Origin of the sequence: Vibrio sp. S17_S38 (assembly GCF_014694375.1) — a bacterium.
Lineage (GTDB): Bacteria > Pseudomonadota > Gammaproteobacteria > Enterobacterales > Vibrionaceae > Vibrio.
In genome coordinates this window covers 242,974-259,824 of record NZ_JAAUWW010000001.1, presented here as the reverse complement: position 1 = coordinate 259,824, position 16,851 = coordinate 242,974, and the positions used below count along the sequence as shown (strand labels likewise).

The following is a 16,851-nucleotide window of genomic DNA, read 5'->3' as shown; positions in this document are numbered from 1 at the left end:
AGCCTTACCTTAATTTGTTCAAATTTAAAAAGTAGATATTTTGCTAATCACAAGGCGTGATTAGTGTAACTCATCCATAAGAGCTACAAGGTGGTCAACCGCTGCTTCAGCTTGTGGGCCTTCTGCAGAAATAGTGACAACAGTACCTTTTACTAGGCCAAGAGTTTGTAGTTTGAAAAGGCTTTTTGCACTTGCGCTTTTGCCGTTAGAAGTCACTGTGATATCAGCATCAAATGCTTTTGCTTCTTTAACGAACTGAGCAGCTGGGCGAGTGTGAAGACCATTTTCTGCGGTGATTTCTACTTGCTTCTGATACATGTGTATTACCCCGATTAATTTACTTTGTTTTAGAAACTGAAAGACAGTTTAGCTTACCTTCTTATGTGTTGCTTCGCTATACATAAAAATTATCGCCGTTTGTCTTCGTTTCAATTATATGAGTGACGCTTGTCTATTTCTTAATAGTCATTTTGCTATTAATTTAGCTTCTTTATTTTGAAGCGAAAAATAAAACATCCCGATTATTACTAAAGGCGTGGTAGGGATCAACAAAAAAGCCCCATAAAGGAGCTTTTTTCGGTAAAAAATTGATTTGAACCCTTATTGTTGATTCTCTTTTTCGGTAAATAAACCTGCAAATAGAGCGGTACTAAGGTAACGCTCACCTGAGCTAGGAAGGATGGCGACGATAGTTTTCCCTTCAAACTCAGGTAGTTCTGCTATTTTGTTGGCCGCTACAACGGCTGCGCCAGATGAGAACCCAGCTAAAATGCCTTCTTCTTCCATTAAACGGCGTGCCATTTCAATAGATTCTTCAGAAGTGACGCTTACGGTCTTATCAATTAAGCTTAAATCTAAGTTGCCCGGAATAAAGCCAGCACCGATACCTTGGATCTTATGTGGTCCTGGTGTCAATTCTTGACCTGCTAATGCTTGTGAGATAACAGGAGACTCTGTCGGCTCAACGGCAACCGTGGTGATCGCCTTTCCTTGGGTATTTTTAATGTAACGGCTAACACCAGTTAAAGTACCACCAGTACCAACACCAGATACGAACACATCAATTTGGCCATCGGTTGCTTCCCAAATTTCAGGACCAGTAGTAGCCTCATGGATCGCTGGGTTGGCAGGGTTATTAAACTGTTGCAATAATAGGTACTTGCTTGGATCGCTAGCAACAATTTCTTCCGCTTTTGCAATAGCGCCTTTCATGCCTTTAGCTGCTTCTGTTAATTCTAGGTTAGCACCTAACGCTTTTAATAACTTACGGCGTTCAATGCTCATTGAGTCAGGCATTGTTAGTGTAAGTTTATAACCACGCGCAGCAGCAACAAAGGCTAGTGCAATGCCGGTATTCCCTGAGGTCGGCTCTACAAGCTCAACGCCTGGCTTTAATTGGCCTGATTTCTCTGCTTCCCACACCATGTTGGCACCAATACGACATTTGACACTAAAGCTTGGGTTACGCGATTCAACCTTTACTAACACATTACCCTTACTGACTCGATTAAGTCGAACCAGTGGTGTGTTACCTATGGTTTGAGAATTGTCTTCATAAATTTTTGTCATTTGGATGTTCCTTCATTCACGGTATGGGTGATAAATGTGGCCGAACAAAAGTTAGGCTATATAAAAATCATAATTCCTGCATAGGGGATGGAAAAGGAATTAATGGTTATAAGATATGGAGAATTGAACCATACCTCTTTAATTATAAAAATACGTAATTTCCTAAGTTTAGGTTAATTTCGTTGTTGATAGCGTTCAACCCACATAGCGGTAGCACCACAGACTGCGACAGGCATAACAATTAGGTTGACTATAGGTATCATCGTGCATATCGCGACTAAACTCCCAAAGCTATAGGTTAGAAATTGATTGGATTGTAAGTCGTCTTTCATTTTAGGAAAACTCACTTTATGGTTATCAAAAGGATAATCACAGTATTGAATGGCAATCATCCAAGCGGAAAAAATAAACCACAGCACAGGACCGACCGTTTGTCCTAGCGCAGGAATAAAGAGCAGAATGAGTAACCCCAATGCTTTAGGTACGTAATAGACCAGTTTTATCCATTCACGATGCATAATTCTTGGGGTGTCTTTTACTAACGAGAAAAGAGATTGGTCGGTTGGCGTTTGCCCAGTGAGTTGTATTTCTAATTTTTCTGCAAGCAAACCATTAAAAGGCGCTGCGATCCAATTTGCCACTGTGCTAAAGAAATAGCTGAAAGTGGCAATAATGGTTAATCCAAGCAAGGGCAATAAGATATATGATAACCAAGACAGCATATCAGGAATTGAATCAATCCAATGACCCAACCAATCGCTTAGATTCGAATATAAATAGAATAATGATCCACCAAATAGCAGAATATTAATAAGCAAAGGCAAAATAACAAAACGTCGTATTCCAGGCTGAAAGCAAAGTTGTAATCCATATCGGAAATAACCAAACCCACTTCTTGGCGGATATTGTAATGAAGATGAAGGTGTTGAAGACATAAAAACTCCATGTAATTCATTGTGAAAAAGAGGTCGCACTACTATTCTACCCATATAAGAGCTTTCGTCGTCTAATTATTCAACACTCAATGGATAAAAAAGTTCAATTAGACTGGTGTTATTGGGCTCAAAGTCAAAATGCGTGATAAAGTATTCAGAATACTGACATTAATTGGTTCAAAAAAGATATAAACTTTTGGTAAAGTAGCCATATTCGTTTTGTTATGCCTCATGGTATCTTTTTCTAAGATCAAGACGGCTTAAAATTATCACATTATAGAATTGAGAGTGACCAATGCAGGAATTGCGACTAGTACTCATTATTGTTGGCGGATTAGCTATCGCTGGTCTGTTAGTGCACGGTATATGGACAAACAGAAAAGAAGGTAAGGCAAAGTTTTCAGATAAGCCTTTTAAAAAGTTGAAAGGTGCGAAAGAGCCTATTCTAGATTCTGAACCTGTCACTAAAGAAAGAAAAGAACCCGAATTTGCTTCATCCGACCCTATTGAAGAAGCTGATCCATTATTCGGAAGTTCAGATGTATCTTTCGCAAGTAGTAACAAATTTTCAGCAAAAGAAAGCGATGAGAGATTAGAAGATAAAGATATACCAGTAATTGATACGACTTCTAACCATGAATTGAAGGTTGATAATGTAAGCTTTTCTTTAACAGAAGAGCAAGTAAAGGTGTCACCAACCCGCTCTGAGCCTGAGCCGATTGTGAGTAAAAAAGAAGATTCTCCGTTATTTGAATCGACAGCAACGTTATCTACGGAATCAACTCCTTACGAAAAGCCAAGTTATACAGCTGAAAATGAAAAAACGCTTGAAACATCTCGGAGTGTTGAACAAGGTCATGTGGATGAACAACCACAAAGTGATGATCTTGAGGTTATTGTTTTCCACGTTCATTCCGCTGGAACTACTGAGTTTGTTGGTACGCAACTGTTCGCTAGCATGGTTAAAAATGGACTTACTTATGGTCCCATGGATATTTTTCACCGCCGTATAGACACTGATGAACATAGTAAAGTTTTATTTAGTGTTGCTAATATGATGAACCCTGGAACCTTAGCTCATGATGATCCTGCTGATTTTAAAACTAAAGGTTTGTCTTTCTTTATGACGTTGCCAGGATATGGTGATGCAGATCAAACCTTTAAAGAGATGTTACGAACTGCGCAGCAAATCGCGGATGATCTTGGTGCCAATGTATTGGATGATAAACGCAATTTAATGACGCCAGATCGCTTGTCGGCTTATCGCCAGCAAGTTCGCCAGTTTATGGCTCGAGTATCGAATTAAGAAATAAATATTTAAATAAATCGGGCTTCCTATTTGGGGAGCCTTTTTTGTTTAGGTTGTAGGTCAATGATATCTATTATGAGTAATTGTGATAGGAACACTCAGGTGAAAAGATAATGACACAAGATATTGCAGAAAAAATTGAACAATTGAGAGAGACACTTCATTACCACGGTGTACGGTACTACGTTGAAGATACACCAGAAGTAACGGACTCTGAATATGATCGTTTAATGAAAGAGTTAACGTCATTAGAGCAACAATACCCTGAATATGCCTCTGATGATTCACCTACGATGCGAGTAGGTGGTCAACCACTCTCTAGCTTTAGCCAAGTGCAGCATGAAATTCCGATGCTTTCTCTCGATAATGCATTTGAAGATGCAGAATTAGAAGCATTTGATAAAAGACTCAAAGCTCGGATTGATAATAGAGGGAAAGAAACTTTTTGCTGTGAACCAAAGCTTGATGGTTTAGCGGTAAGTTTACTCTATGAAAATGGTGTATTAATACAAGCCGCAACCCGAGGTGATGGCTCAACAGGGGAAAATATCACTACCAACGTAAAAACGATTAAAGCTATTCCATTGAAGCTCCAAGGTAAAGACTGGCCAACTAGAATAGAGGTGCGTGGAGAAGTATTTATGCTGCTTGACGGTTTTAATCGCTTCAATGAGAAAGCATTAAAAAATGGCACAAAACCTTTTGCTAATCCTCGTAACGCAGCTGCGGGAAGTTTACGACAACTCGATTCTAAAGTGACCGCCACTCGCCCTTTAAGCTTTTATGCCTACAGTGTTGGCGTAGTGGAAGGAGGAGAACTTCCGGAGAGTCATTATCAACGTTTTCTACAGCTTAAGTCATGGGGCTTACCTATGTGTCCAGAAACCAAAGTGGTTGAAGGCTTAGAGCAAGTGAAATTTTACTATCACGATATTCTTGGCCGCCGTTCACAACTTGCGTATGAAATTGATGGTGTGGTCATTAAGGTCGATGATATTGCGCTGCAAGAAGAACTGGGTTTTGTGGCGAGGGCACCTCGTTGGGCTATCGCTTATAAATTTCCGGCTCAAGAAGAAATGACCATTCTTAATGGTGTTGAATTTCAAGTAGGAAGGACTGGGGCGATTACACCGGTCGCAAAACTTGAGCCTGTTTATGTTGGTGGGGTGACGGTCAGTAATGCTACTTTACATAATGCCGATGAAATCGAACGGCTAGATATTCATATTGGGGATACGGTTATCGTTCGTCGTGCTGGTGATGTGATCCCCAAAATAGTAGGTGTGGTAGCTGAACGCCGTCCTAGTGATGCTAAATCTGTTCTGTACCCAGAATATTGCCCTGTATGTAATTCTGATTTGGAACGAGTTGAAGGGGAAGCCATTACTCGCTGTACTGGAGGGCTAATTTGTAAAGCTCAGCGAATCGAAGCACTAAAGCACTTTGTATCACGTAAGGCGATGGATGTGGATGGCCTCGGTGTGAAAGTGCTTGAACAATTAGTCGAAAAAGAGATGGTAGAAACACCTGCTGATCTATTTAAATTAAGTGCGGGTTTATTGACAAGATTGGATCGGATGGGATCTAAATCAGCACAAAATGTGGTTAATGCGCTAGAGCAGTCAAAACAAACGACTTTGCCGCGTTTTCTTTATTCTTTAGGGATCCGTGAGGTAGGAGAAGCAACTGCTTTAAATTTAGCTATGTATTTTTCTAAACTTGATAAAATACAAACTGCAACCCTAGAAGAGTTAATTGAAGTACCCGATGTCGGTAAAATTGTCTCGCAGCATATTGTTCATTTTTTTGCAGAGCAACAAAATGTGAAAGTTATACAGCAGCTCACAGAACAAGGTATTCACTGGCCAGATATTGAGCCGAGAACGAATGAGAATGAATTACCTCTAGCTGGAAAAACGGTTGTGATAACAGGAACATTTAATGATGTGAATCGTAATGAAGCGAAAGCCGCCTTACAAGCATTAGGGGCAAAAGTGGCTGGCAGTGTTTCTAAAAAGACGGATATTCTATTTGCAGGTGAAGCCGCTGGTTCTAAATTAACAAAGGCACAGGAATTAGGTGTGGAAATTCAAGATGAGCAACAGTTAATTGTCTGCCTGAACAAACTATGATGAGGTTTTTGAATACAATTTTAATGGTTTATGGATGTTTACCATAATCTAAATGAACTTACTTTTAGGTGTTAAAAAAGAGCCTATTTAAACCTCAATGACAAGAAAGCACCTTCGCGGGTGCTTTTTTGTTATCTGTCAGTTTCGATTAATTTGAATTGGAAATGAATTGAATAAAACAATAAATTACTAATATATCAATAAATATAAAAAAATGTGATCTTTATGTTTAAAATCGCTTAACTTATTGTTTTAAAGTGATAATTAATTAAGTTTGAGACTGGGGGGTATAGTGTGATTTATATCACTTTAGGCGGGAAAGTTTGCACTCACTCATATTTTTTTGTTAAAGAATTAAGTTAATGTTGATGTTTTTTGCTGCGAAGATAGTCTTAATAGCGTGAATGCACAATGTGTATTAGACAGTAAGAAAGAGAATTTTCCGCTTGGTTAGTTTGCTAAGCGAAATAATTGAAAAATTAACCTTATCGCTTTCGGCGGCCACTTAAATCGGTAAGGAAATCAAAAAAACAGCTATGTTCATTTTTTAGGAGCTTTTCCATGGAAAAAATATTTAATCGTACGCTACTCGGCGCTGCAATTTCTCTTGCAGCAGTAACTGGTACAGCAAATGCGGCCATTCCTCTTGCAGGTGATGCAGTTCAATTTTACGGCCAAGCGGCTGGCTTTATGATCTACGGTAACGACCAAGATGACAGCAACTTTGGTACTGTTATTGAGTCTCGCGTAGGTTTCCGCGGTACGGTTGAATTTGAAGATTTTGCACCAAACTTCGTCTGGCAAATTGAAGGTGGTAACGCAGACAATGGTTCTAAATCAGGTCAACTAGGTGCTCGTGATACTTACCTTGGTTTGGATTTTGATGGCGTTGGTTCATTTAAGTTTGGTCGTCAGTTAGTTGCTACATATAACTATGTCGATTGGCCACACTCAAACCCTGGTTTAGGTAACGTATTTGATTGGAACAATGACATTGGTGCAGGTTTCCAAGATCGTGCAGATAACGTAGTTCGTTATGACTCAGCAAACTGGGGCGGGTTTGCATTACAAGCAACCGTCAGCGGAATGGAAAACAATGTTGATGCATTAGTAGCAAGTGTTGCGGCTTCTTATTCTATGGATATGTTTAGTATTCATGCGGGTTATTATAGCCGTGGCGAATACACAGCAATGGGCGACGATGCTGACCCACAATATATTGTCGATAACAACGGCAATTTGATTTTGAATCCAGACTATGATGCGAATGGTGTTGAAATAACGCATTATAAAAATAACTACGGTATTGTTGGTGGTAGCTTATTCTTAGGTGATGTAACCTTAACGGCTGCATATAAAAGAATGGAACAAGACTCTGCTGCTGGTAGTAATACACAAAACGCTTGGTCTACAACCGCTCAATATGTATTAAATCAAAAATGGGTATTTAAAGTCGGCTACGCAGGAACGGATGATGCCGACATGGCCGATGGTACAGGGCAGAATACTTCAGATACTGCAATAACGGCTCGTTTAGGCTATTTGCTACCTAGTACTTACCTATACATTGATTCCCGTAATTATGAAATGAACAACTCAGGCGATTGGAATAACTACGTTTTAGTTGGTGCTGAATACTATTTCTAATTTACATTTGTTAGCACATTAATTTTGTTATAGTAAACGGGCACTACTTTAGTAGATGCCCGTTTTATTTAAGATTAAGGATGAAATATGAAATCATTTAAAATTTTGTTGTTAGCGGGTTTGATTGGAGCTTCATTTCAAGCCGCTGCAGAAGTCAAGATACACCTTAATCAAGATATCAAACCATTAGTTATCAATGGTGAGGAGATCGGATTTAGTCTTGGGAAGAAAGATGAATTTACGTTTGATAATGGTCAAAATCAAATCGTGGTACAGGTGTCAAAACTAGTAGAAAGCCGTGGCGAATATGAAAAATTTAATTCTAAACCGATTGTTATTACTTTCAATGCAACCAATACCGAACTCACAGTGTCACCTGATGGCACTTTGAAAACAACTGAAGACTCAAAGATATTCGATAAAGCGCCTAAAGTAGTAGTTAAGGATACAACTGGAAAACCGGTTTCAACTCAGCAAGGCATGTTAGAGGCATCTAATGGTCTGACTCGAGACTATGAGAAAGAAGTTATTGCTTATAATAAAAAGAATCAAATTGTGCTGGCTGGCGAGATCGTTACTACGGCACCAAAGGTGGCTGGGGGCGCAACAGTGAGCAAACCACAAGAAATGGTTGAATACTGGTATGACGAAGCGTCAGAACCTCAAAAGCAAGCGTTCTCTGCTTGGGCATTTCAAAATCGTAAACAAGTATCTGGAGAGTTGAAGGGCAGCGATAAGCCAAGCGAAATGTTGGATTATTGGTATAAAAAAGCAACACCAGAGCAACGCAGTGAAATTTTAACGTGGTTACTAAAAGCTGAGTAGCGTGGAGATTTCCTGTACTTGATTTATCCTTGTTGGCTGTCAGTTAAAATTGGATAAAAACACTTAAACCGATCATATAATTCTATTATGATCGGTTTTGTATTTTATGAACCCCAATGCGGTGAATTCAATGAACATTAGCCTAGTTGCAAAACTCACAAACCTCTCTGCAAAATCCATTCGATTTTATGAATCCAAAGGAATAGTCTCTGAGCCTTTACGTTCAGAGAATGGTTATCGAGCTTACAGTGAAAAGCATATTGAGCAGTTAAAACTCGTCGCTAGAGCGAAGGCGGTAGGGTTTAGCTTAGAGGAATGCAAAAGCTTTGTGCAGTTATCACAAGATCCAAATCGAACCAGTGCAGTGATCAAGCATAAAGCACAAGAGAAGCTTGATGAAGTTGAGGTTAAATTATTAGAGCTCAATAATATTAAGCAGCAATTGACCGCTTGGATTAATGAGTGCCCAGGGGATTCAGGCTCTGCTTGCCCAATAATGGATAATTTACAAGGAAAGTGTAAATCGGTTAGTCAGTGAATACCCAAGATCACTCTTTTCGGCGCATTGAGTATTCACGATCATTTCTATTAATAAAGTAGAGAATAAAGTTGGCGGCGATAACGGCTAGCCAGACTGTTGCCTTGCCCAAGCGCAGCTAAAATGTCCATGCAAGCTTTCTTAAGTTCACCATCAAGCGCATGTAAATCCTTTCTTAATATCCCCATTAACAAGTCAAGCGCTTCTTCATCACGATTGACTTGATGATACTGCAAGGCTAATTCACAAAGAGTTGAAAGATCTTCTGGCGACTCTTGATATTGTCGTTCTAATTGTTGAATTTCAGGACTATCGGCAGCTTGTTTATGAAGCTCTAATTTAGCAACTAATCCTTTGTAATAGTTATCTTTGTATTCAAGAGGGACCGATTCTAGCTGTGTGCGTGCAAGATCAAATTGTTGAGTTTCGAGCAAACAGTCTGCGATGGCTAATTTGATATCACCACGCTGAATTAATTCAGTCGGTAAGGATTGCAGGAGGGAAAGTGCCTCAGTGTGCTGGCTATTTTCCATTGATTCAATAGCTTGCTTTAACTGTAAATCTTCTTGGCTTGGTAAATGTTTGTTCAGCATTTGAGTTATAACGTCAATTGTCTGTGGCCCACCCATACCATCAACGGCTTGCCCATTAGAAAATAAAGCTACCGTTGGGAGAGATTGAACACCAAATTGTCCAGCTAATGCTGGCTGTTGTTCACAATTTAATAATGCGACTTGTAACACACCTTGATATTGTTGTGCTAATGCCTGTAATTCATTAAGGATAGTTGTACTTTCTGGTACGGAAGAGGCCCAAAAATGGATTAATACAGGTGTTTGTTTCGAGGTTTCGATAACGTTTCTAAAATTTTGTTCGTCAAGCTCAATGATGGTATTTGTCTGCATGTCATATTCCTTAATCTAGAGATATAGGTCTCTGAGTCTGAATAAGAAATAAGGGCGAATCTTTGAGTTTCAAGAGCTTGAGGCTTGATAGTTGTCAGTAGAGCCATAAAAGTGCGATGGCAATTCCAATACATAGCCAATTGAGTCGATTTAGTGTCATAGTTCCTCACTAAAGCATGAAATGAAGAAGGTCAGTTAGTGAGAATAGAATAACCTTATATTATTAAGGATTAATGACAACTAATCGAAAAGTTAGGAGTGAGTTAACGTGATGATACCAATAAGATTTGCTTTAAGGCCGGCTCTAAATGCGAGAAGGTGAAGGTAAAACCTATCTCAGTTAGGTGCTTGGGTTTTGCTCTGACGCTATCAAACAAAATGTTTGAAGACTCACCCATAAGAAGTTTCAGCAACCATTTGGGTGTGGTAATGATGCATGGTCGATGCAATGTCTTTGCAAGTAGAAGGCTAAAACGTTTATTTTGTACAGGGTGAGGGGCGCATAGATTGAATATACCTCGTGCTTCTTGTTGTATTAATAGATATCGAATGGCTCTCACTGCATCTTGAATATGAATCCATGGCATATATTGGTTACCGTTACTGAGCTTTCCTCCTACACCAAAACGAAATGGAGGGAGCATGGCAGATAAAGCTCCACCTTGTACTCCTAACACTATTCCAGTACGTATAATACAAATCCGAGTTGATGAACTAGCTTGTTGGGCTATGCTTTCCCATGTTTTGCAAACGTGGTGGGTAAAGCTGTCATTAGTCGTCTCAGTTGATGTCTTCTCAGTGACAATATGCTGTTTTTTGTCACCATAATATCCTACTGCTGAACCACTAATAAAGCAGCTAGGAGGCGATGAGCTTGCTTTGATAAGAGATACAATGCGTTGGGTTGTTTCCCAGCGACTCTGGCATATATTATGTTTTTGTATTGCAGTCCAGCGCTTTTGCGCAATAGGCTCACCAGCTAGATTTATGACAGCGTCAATATGATTGAGATCTTGCCATGCAGATAAATTGTCAATGTAATTTATATTAGAGAAATCGGTATGTTTTAGCTTGTTTTTTGCAGTGTGGGGAGCGCGAGTTAAAACCGTGATTTGATGACCAACTAATTGTTTAATCAGTTCCGAACCAATAAAACCCGTCCCTCCAGTAAGTAAAATATGCATAATGTCTCCTTCCACCATAGGTGATTATAGTGCTTATTGATCGGTTTATCTTATAGTAAGAGTACTTTTTGATTTTATTGATATGAATGAGCATAAAGTATGTAAGTTAAATTAATGTTATCTAAGACGGAAATTTATCGGTTATATGATGGGGGCTCGGTCTCTCGCTATCTACTAATGTCTGATATGTAAGGTTTTTAGCTTTAAATGATTAAAAAGAGGATCATCCTAGGGGGATGATCCTCTTTTGGGCTAAGCTAGATTGGTCGTCAGATAAGTTCGTAGGTTCTTATTGTGAAAATAAAACGTTTGAACCATGACCCAATGTAGTGAAGAGTAAAGTATTATCGTTAATAATATCGATTTTTCGGCTTTGCTGAGAATTGATTTTAAAGAGTTCTTTGATCTTATCGAGTTGCTCTTTTGATAACCCTGCTGGGCTTATACCTGAAGCATCTTTAAAATCTTTTGGGGTAATGATTATATAGTCATCACTTAATTCCCATTCCCCTGATTCAGCGATCCTTAATTCAGCAGGCTCTTTAAGTTGCTTACTGTACAAAGATAGGGCGGTTATCTTTAAGTAGGTACCATTAGTTAAATACTTTACGTTAGAGGTGATTTTTGCTTTATCAATATTACCTGAGTTCTCCCACTCTGACATATGAGTAACAGAGGCTGTTTGCCATTCTCGAGATTCTAGTAAGTGCTTTAATTTAAAGTCGCTATGCCAATATGCCCAACTACTAAAGAGAATCGATCCTGCAAGTGCGATGATGGTGATGATCTTTTTCATATCGTACCCTTACTGGCAAACTGAAGAAAAATTAGTCTGATCAGCAAAAATTATAACTGACTGATTTTGACCCGAATGCTCAACCGAGTGAATAAAATTCAATGCCATTTGGCCATTTTGATTGCCAGTTGCAATGACTTTTTCTAATGTTGATAACCCTTTGACTTGTTTAAGATAAATGTTAGTACAGCGCTCAATTGCAGGTAACCAAGATTTAATCTCAGGATGATTTTCTGGTTGTAGTAACGGTATATTATCCACTATCGTTATTTGTCTGAATTGTGTCGAATATGGCTCTTTTGTCGTTAGGGCCATGATAGGTAATAGAATGATGAAGACCCAAATAGCACGCCAGATCCAGTTTGTAGTAGAGGACGGATTTATATCTTTTGAAAAATCCTCTCCACTGTTCTCAGATTGATGATGAGTTGATTTCGATTGTTCATCAATGGTTGAATCGTCTGTTTCTGTTTCTGTTTCTTGATCTTCTTCTCTTTTAATTGATATGTCGTTGCTCGCGTATTGTTCAACTGTTGCAATTAATTGATATCCGCGTTTAGGGATGGTTTTAATAAATTGGGGTGATTTTGTTGAATCATTCAACAGTTTCCTTAATGTAGATATTGCTTGAGTTAAGCTTGAGTCATCGACCTGAAATCCTTGGTCTCGCCAGACATATTCATGTAATTGATCTCGACTTACCACGTTGGTAGATTGTTCGATTAGAATTAATAGAATACGGCTTTCGTTACTCCCTAAACGTATGACTTCGTTATCATTGAGCTGATCAAGCAAAATATTGCTGTATGGATCAAAGATAAACTTTTGGGCAAGAATATATTTAGTGCCGATATTAGTCATTTAGGTATTCTCAATAGAGTGGTTAGCGCTTTTTTTCACTGTGGAACTCAATTTTTAATATCTATAGTTTTGAGTGCCAACTCCGCGAAATTTAGGTTTTATGATATTTTTCGTGATCATCATAATAAAAATTGATAAGAAAAACACGGTTTTGATGAGTTTTTACCTTGAATTTATATTTGTTAGCCCAATTTAGATAATAACGATTTGAATAATATTATCGATATTGGAGTTCTAATGAGCGATACAGCGACACATAATAAAGAAACTCGTAGATTTCAGTCAGAAGTGAAGCAACTGCTTCATCTAATGATCCATTCTCTCTATTCAAATAAAGAAATCTTTTTACGTGAATTGATTTCTAACGCTTCAGATGCTGCAGATAAATTACGTTTTAAGGCCTTATCTAATGGTGATTTATACCAAGGTGATGCAGATTTAAGTGTGAAGATGTCTTTTAATACTGATACCAATACATTAACCATTATTGATAATGGCATCGGTATGTCTCGTGATGATGTCATTGAACATTTAGGCACTATTGCAAAATCAGGTACGGCAGATTTCTTTTCTAAATTATCAGAAGATCAAACAAAAGACTCTCAACTGATTGGCCAGTTTGGTGTTGGTTTTTATTCTGCATTTATTGTGGCAGATGCTGTCACTGTCCGTACTCGCGCGGCAGGCCTAGCGGCTGATCAAGCAGTTCAATGGCATTCTGCTGGTGAAGGTGATTACACCATCGAAGATATCACCAAAGAATCTCGTGGTACGGAAATTATTTTACACATGCGTGAAGAAGGTAAAGAGTTTTTATCTGAATATCGTTTACGTGATGTGATTGGAAAATACTCCGACCATATTGGTATTCCTGTTTCAATTTGGACTGAAAAAGACGTTGAAACTGGCGAAGAAAATGAAGATGGCACCAAGGTAACTAAAAAAGAAAGTGGTTGGGAGCAAATCAATAAAGCACAAGCATTATGGACTCGTTCAAAGTCTGATATTTCAGATGAAGAATATGTTGAGTTCTATAAACATGTTTCGCATGATTTTAGCGATCCGATGACGTGGAGTCATAATAAAGTTGAAGGTAAAAGTGATTACACCAGCTTGTTATATATTCCAGCTAAAGCGCCATGGGACATGATGAATCGTGATCATAAAAGTGGTCTGAAGTTATATGTTCAACGTGTTTTTATCATGGATGATGCTGAGCAATTCATGCCATCGTACTTGCGTTTTGTGCGCGGTTTAATTGACTCTAATGATTTACCGTTGAACGTATCACGTGAAATTCTGCAAGATAACAAAGTCACTCAATCACTACGTAATGCTTGTACTAAGCGCGTATTAGGAATGTTAGAGAAAACGGCTTCTCGTGATGAAGAGAAATATCAAGCGTTCTGGAAAGAGTTTGGCATGGTATTAAAAGAAGGTCCGGCAGAAGATTTCTCTAATAAGGAAAAAATTGCAGCCTTATTACGCTTTACATCAAGTAATGTTGATTCTTCAGATCAAACCGTGGGGCTTGCATCTTATATTGAGCGTATGAAAGAAGGCCAAGATAAGATCTACTATCTTACTGCAGACAGCTATGCCGCGGCTAAAAATAGCCCTCACTTAGAGCAGTTTAAGTCTAAAGGCCTTGAAGTTATTTTGATGACCGATCGCATTGATGAATGGCTGATGAATTACTTAACCGAGTTTGATGGTAAGCAATTCCAATCAATCACCAAAGCGGGTTTGGATTTATCGAAATTTGAAAATGAAGCTGAGAAAGAAAAGCACAAAGAAACAGAAGAAGAGTTTAAGTCTGTCGTTGAACGTACAAAAGCTTACTTGGGAAATCGAGTTAAAGATGTTCGCACCACGTTTAAATTAGCTACGACACCAGCGGTTGTGGTGACAGATGATTATGAAATGGGCACACAGATGGCGAAGTTACTGGCCGCCGCGGGGCAAGAAGTACCAGATGTGAAATACATTTTAGAGCTTAACCCTGAACATGATATGGTGAAACGTATGGCTGATGAAGCAGATGAGCAAGCTTTTGGTCGTTGGGTTGAAGTTTTATTGGGCCAAGCTATGTTATCAGAACGAGGTTCAATGGATGATCCTAGTCACTTCTTAATTGCAATGAATGATCTACTAGGCAAATAAATAAGGTGAAAGGAGCCAGCTTTTGCTAATTTCCCCGCCATAAACACTAATAAGGCCAGAATTTGTGATAGAATTCTGGCCTTCATTAAGTGAACAGAATGATTTGTTTAACTATGAACTTTCTGCTTCATCCTTATACCGAAACTTATCGTGTCACATTTTACTGTGAGCTTCGGTATGAAAATATAACAATTAAGAGGAATCGTCATGCGCATCATTCTTTTAGGTGCTCCGGGTGCTGGTAAAGGGACTCAAGCTCAATTCATTATGGAAAAGTTTGGTATTCCACAAATTTCCACTGGTGATATGTTGCGTGCCGCAATTAAAGCTGGCACTGAAATGGGTAAACAAGCGAAAGCAGTTATCGATGCAGGGCAATTAGTTTCTGACGATATTATTCTTGGTTTAATCAAAGAACGTATTACACAAGATGATTGTGAAAAAGGTTTTTTACTTGATGGCTTCCCGCGTACCATTCCACAAGCTGATGGTCTTAAAGCACTAGACGTTGCTGTGGATTATGTGATTGAGTTTGACGTCGCTGACAGTGTTATTGTTGAGCGTATGGCTGGCCGTCGTGCACACCTTGCATCTGGTCGTACTTACCACATGGTTTATAATCCACCTAAAGTGGAAGGTAAAGATGATGTTACGGGTGAAGAGCTTGTTGTCCGTGATGATGACAAAGAAGAAACCGTATTGGCACGTTTAGGTGTTTATCATGAGCAAACTGCGCCGCTTATCGAATACTACGGTAATGAAGCTGCACTAGGTAATACGACTTATCTTAAGTTTGATGGGACTAAAGCGGTGGATGTAGTCAGTGCTGAGCTTGAAGCTGCATTAACAAAATAATTTCAATTCAATGAGTTGAGAATTTGATATATTAAGCGGCTAGTAATAGTCGCTTTTTTTATACCCGTTTTTAGCTAAAGGAATGTTAACTATGGAAAATAGCCAAATACAACATAAGCAAAAGGGTGTTTTACTGGTTAATTTAGGAACTGCAGATGAGGCGACTCCCGTCGCAATTAAACGTTTTCTTAAAGAGTTTTTAAGTGATAAGCGTGTGGTGAATATGACTCGCTTAATCTGGTATCCATTACTTAATGGTGTCATTTTACCGATTCGAGCTCCCAAGGTTGCTAAGGTCTACCAGCAAGTATGGATGGAAGAAGGTTCACCTTTATTGGTTTACTCTAAGCGCCAAGCTCAAGCTTTAAAAGCTAGATTAGATATGCCTGTGGAACTTGGAATGACATATGGTAATCCAAGCCTGCAAAGTGGTGTGGATGCGTTGATGCAACAAGGATGTGAGGAGATAATCCTCCTACCCTTGTATCCTCAATACTCTGGAACGACGACAGCGGCAGCCTCTGATGCTTTAATTCGAGCTTTCAAAACGATGTCGGTGATCCCAGCCTATCGTTTTATTCGTGATTATCATGATCATCCTTTGTATATTAAAGCGTTAGCACAAAAGGTTCGTAATTACTGGCAACAACACGGGCAGGGTGACTATCTGCTTTGTTCTTATCATGGTATCCCCCAACGACTTGCTGATGGCGGAGATATATATCCGCAACACTGCGAACAAACAACGGCATTATTACGAGAAGAGTTGGGGTTAACCGAGCAAGAAATGGGGATGAGCTATCAATCTCGTTTTGGGCGAGAAGCGTGGCTACAACCCTATACGGATAAAACCTTAAGAAGCTTGGCAACTAAGGAAATCAAGCAATTAGATATTATATCGCCAGCATTTTCTGTTGACTGTATTGAAACACTAGAAGAGATTGCAATTGAATGTCGTGATATTTATCAGCAGGCGGGTGGTAAAGAATACCGTTATATTGAATGTTTAAATGACTCATCCGAGCATATTGAGATGATGGCATCTTTGATTATGTCTTCATGAGCTTTATACTCATCTTGCTTGAAGCTGAAGTTGTGTTCTTTACAACAATAGTCGGCTACGTCCACTAAC

The 16,851-nt window shown here is 39.0% G+C and carries 15 protein-coding genes; 8 read left to right on the top strand and 7 right to left on the bottom strand.

Features of this window, described 5'->3' with window-relative positions; all coding sequences use genetic code 11:
• Window positions 1-60 precede the first annotated feature (60 nt).
• The 3 genes from HC725_RS01150 to cysZ all read right to left on the bottom strand — a co-directional run bounded on the left by HC725_RS01150 (window position 61) and on the right by cysZ (window position 2,504).
• A complete protein-coding gene (locus HC725_RS01150; RefSeq protein ID WP_086982690.1) occupies window positions 61-318 on the bottom strand; it encodes an HPr family phosphocarrier protein in 258 nt (85 codons plus the stop codon).
• Between the two features lie 282 nt (window positions 319-600).
• A complete protein-coding gene (gene cysK / locus HC725_RS01145; protein WP_190329922.1) occupies window positions 601-1,569 on the bottom strand; it encodes a cysteine synthase A in 969 nt (322 codons plus the stop codon).
• Window positions 1,570-1,742: 173 nt separating this feature from the next.
• The gene (cysZ, locus tag HC725_RS01140) at window positions 1,743-2,504 is read right to left on the bottom strand and encodes a sulfate transporter CysZ (RefSeq protein ID WP_190329921.1); all 762 of its coding nucleotides are present in this window, start codon (window positions 2,502-2,504) and stop codon (window positions 1,743-1,745) included.
• A gap of 295 nt (window positions 2,505-2,799) precedes the next feature.
• On the opposite strand from cysZ, the gene zipA reads away from it, so the two are divergent.
• The 5 genes from zipA to cueR all read left to right on the top strand — a co-directional run bounded on the left by zipA (window position 2,800) and on the right by cueR (window position 8,955).
• Window positions 2,800-3,810 (top strand): cell division protein ZipA, encoded by a 1,011-nt coding sequence (gene zipA, locus HC725_RS01135; protein WP_190329920.1) that lies wholly within the window; start codon window positions 2,800-2,802, stop codon window positions 3,808-3,810.
• 116 nt (window positions 3,811-3,926) lie between these two features.
• Window positions 3,927-5,945, top strand: coding sequence for an NAD-dependent DNA ligase LigA (gene ligA, locus HC725_RS01130; RefSeq protein WP_190329919.1), 2,019 nt, complete (start codon window positions 3,927-3,929; stop codon window positions 5,943-5,945).
• 561 nt (window positions 5,946-6,506) lie between these two features.
• Window positions 6,507-7,592 carry a porin gene (locus HC725_RS01125; RefSeq protein ID WP_190329918.1) on the top strand — a complete coding sequence of 362 codons (1,086 nt, stop codon included), beginning with the start codon at window positions 6,507-6,509 and terminating at the stop codon, window positions 7,590-7,592.
• A gap of 87 nt (window positions 7,593-7,679) precedes the next feature.
• Window positions 7,680-8,417, top strand: a complete 738-nt coding sequence (locus HC725_RS01120; RefSeq protein ID WP_190329917.1) for a YccT family protein — start codon at window positions 7,680-7,682, stop codon at window positions 8,415-8,417.
• A gap of 130 nt (window positions 8,418-8,547) precedes the next feature.
• Window positions 8,548-8,955 carry a Cu(I)-responsive transcriptional regulator gene (cueR, locus tag HC725_RS01115; RefSeq protein ID WP_190329916.1) on the top strand — a complete coding sequence of 136 codons (408 nt, stop codon included), beginning with the start codon at window positions 8,548-8,550 and terminating at the stop codon, window positions 8,953-8,955.
• A gap of 50 nt (window positions 8,956-9,005) precedes the next feature.
• On the opposite strand, the gene HC725_RS01110 is transcribed toward cueR, so the two are convergent.
• The 4 genes from HC725_RS01110 to HC725_RS01095 all read right to left on the bottom strand — a co-directional run bounded on the left by HC725_RS01110 (window position 9,006) and on the right by HC725_RS01095 (window position 12,701).
• Window positions 9,006-9,860, bottom strand: a complete 855-nt coding sequence (locus tag HC725_RS01110) for a thioredoxin family protein (RefSeq protein ID WP_190329915.1) — start codon at window positions 9,858-9,860, stop codon at window positions 9,006-9,008.
• Window positions 9,861-10,123: 263 nt separating this feature from the next.
• Entirely contained in the window at window positions 10,124-11,044 is a 921-nt protein-coding gene (locus tag HC725_RS01105; protein WP_190329914.1) for a TIGR01777 family oxidoreductase, read from the bottom strand.
• A gap of 289 nt (window positions 11,045-11,333) precedes the next feature.
• Window positions 11,334-11,840, bottom strand: coding sequence for a regulatory protein ToxS (locus HC725_RS01100; RefSeq protein WP_190329913.1), 507 nt, complete (start codon window positions 11,838-11,840; stop codon window positions 11,334-11,336).
• Between the two features lie 9 nt (window positions 11,841-11,849).
• Window positions 11,850-12,701 carry a transcriptional regulator gene (locus HC725_RS01095; protein ID WP_190329912.1) on the bottom strand — a complete coding sequence of 284 codons (852 nt, stop codon included), beginning with the start codon at window positions 12,699-12,701 and terminating at the stop codon, window positions 11,850-11,852.
• Window positions 12,702-12,938: 237 nt separating this feature from the next.
• Here HC725_RS01095 and htpG point away from each other — a divergent pair, with 237 nt between their 5' ends.
• The 3 genes from htpG to hemH all read left to right on the top strand — a co-directional run bounded on the left by htpG (window position 12,939) and on the right by hemH (window position 16,782).
• Complete coding sequence (gene htpG, locus HC725_RS01090; protein WP_190329911.1) at window positions 12,939-14,864, top strand: molecular chaperone HtpG; 1,926 nt, start codon at window positions 12,939-12,941, stop codon at window positions 14,862-14,864.
• Window positions 14,865-15,071: 207 nt separating this feature from the next.
• Window positions 15,072-15,719, top strand: coding sequence for an adenylate kinase (adk, locus tag HC725_RS01085; RefSeq protein WP_190329910.1), 648 nt, complete (start codon window positions 15,072-15,074; stop codon window positions 15,717-15,719).
• 91 nt (window positions 15,720-15,810) lie between these two features.
• Window positions 15,811-16,782, top strand: a complete 972-nt coding sequence (gene hemH / locus HC725_RS01080) for a ferrochelatase (RefSeq protein ID WP_190329909.1) — start codon at window positions 15,811-15,813, stop codon at window positions 16,780-16,782.
• Window positions 16,783-16,851: the final 69 nt, after the last annotated feature.

What these genes read in the sequence shown, in the direction of transcription:
- hemH (WP_190329909.1), top strand. Translation starts at nt 15,811, where the DNA reads ATGGAAAATAGCCAAATACAACATAAGCAAAAGGGTGTTTTACTGGTT.
- adk (WP_190329910.1), top strand. Translation starts at nt 15,072, where the DNA reads ATGCGCATCATTCTTTTAGGTGCTCCGGGTGCTGGTAAAGGGACTCAA.
- zipA (WP_190329920.1), top strand. Translation starts at nt 2,800, where the DNA reads ATGCAGGAATTGCGACTAGTACTCATTATTGTTGGCGGATTAGCTATC.
- HC725_RS01150 (WP_086982690.1), bottom strand. Translation starts at nt 318, where the DNA reads ATGTATCAGAAGCAAGTAGAAATCACCGCAGAAAATGGTCTTCACACT.
- HC725_RS01125 (WP_190329918.1), top strand. Translation starts at nt 6,507, where the DNA reads ATGGAAAAAATATTTAATCGTACGCTACTCGGCGCTGCAATTTCTCTT.
- HC725_RS01105 (WP_190329914.1), bottom strand. Translation starts at nt 11,044, where the DNA reads ATGCATATTTTACTTACTGGAGGGACGGGTTTTATTGGTTCGGAACTG.
- cysZ (WP_190329921.1), bottom strand. Translation starts at nt 2,504, where the DNA reads ATGTCTTCAACACCTTCATCTTCATTACAATATCCGCCAAGAAGTGGG.
- HC725_RS01110 (WP_190329915.1), bottom strand. Translation starts at nt 9,860, where the DNA reads ATGCAGACAAATACCATCATTGAGCTTGACGAACAAAATTTTAGAAAC.
- HC725_RS01120 (WP_190329917.1), top strand. Translation starts at nt 7,680, where the DNA reads ATGAAATCATTTAAAATTTTGTTGTTAGCGGGTTTGATTGGAGCTTCA.
- htpG (WP_190329911.1), top strand. Translation starts at nt 12,939, where the DNA reads ATGAGCGATACAGCGACACATAATAAAGAAACTCGTAGATTTCAGTCA.
- HC725_RS01095 (WP_190329912.1), bottom strand. Translation starts at nt 12,701, where the DNA reads ATGACTAATATCGGCACTAAATATATTCTTGCCCAAAAGTTTATCTTT.
- HC725_RS01100 (WP_190329913.1), bottom strand. Translation starts at nt 11,840, where the DNA reads ATGAAAAAGATCATCACCATCATCGCACTTGCAGGATCGATTCTCTTT.
- cueR (WP_190329916.1), top strand. Translation starts at nt 8,548, where the DNA reads ATGAACATTAGCCTAGTTGCAAAACTCACAAACCTCTCTGCAAAATCC.
- cysK (WP_190329922.1), bottom strand. Translation starts at nt 1,569, where the DNA reads ATGACAAAAATTTATGAAGACAATTCTCAAACCATAGGTAACACACCA.
- ligA (WP_190329919.1), top strand. Translation starts at nt 3,927, where the DNA reads ATGACACAAGATATTGCAGAAAAAATTGAACAATTGAGAGAGACACTT.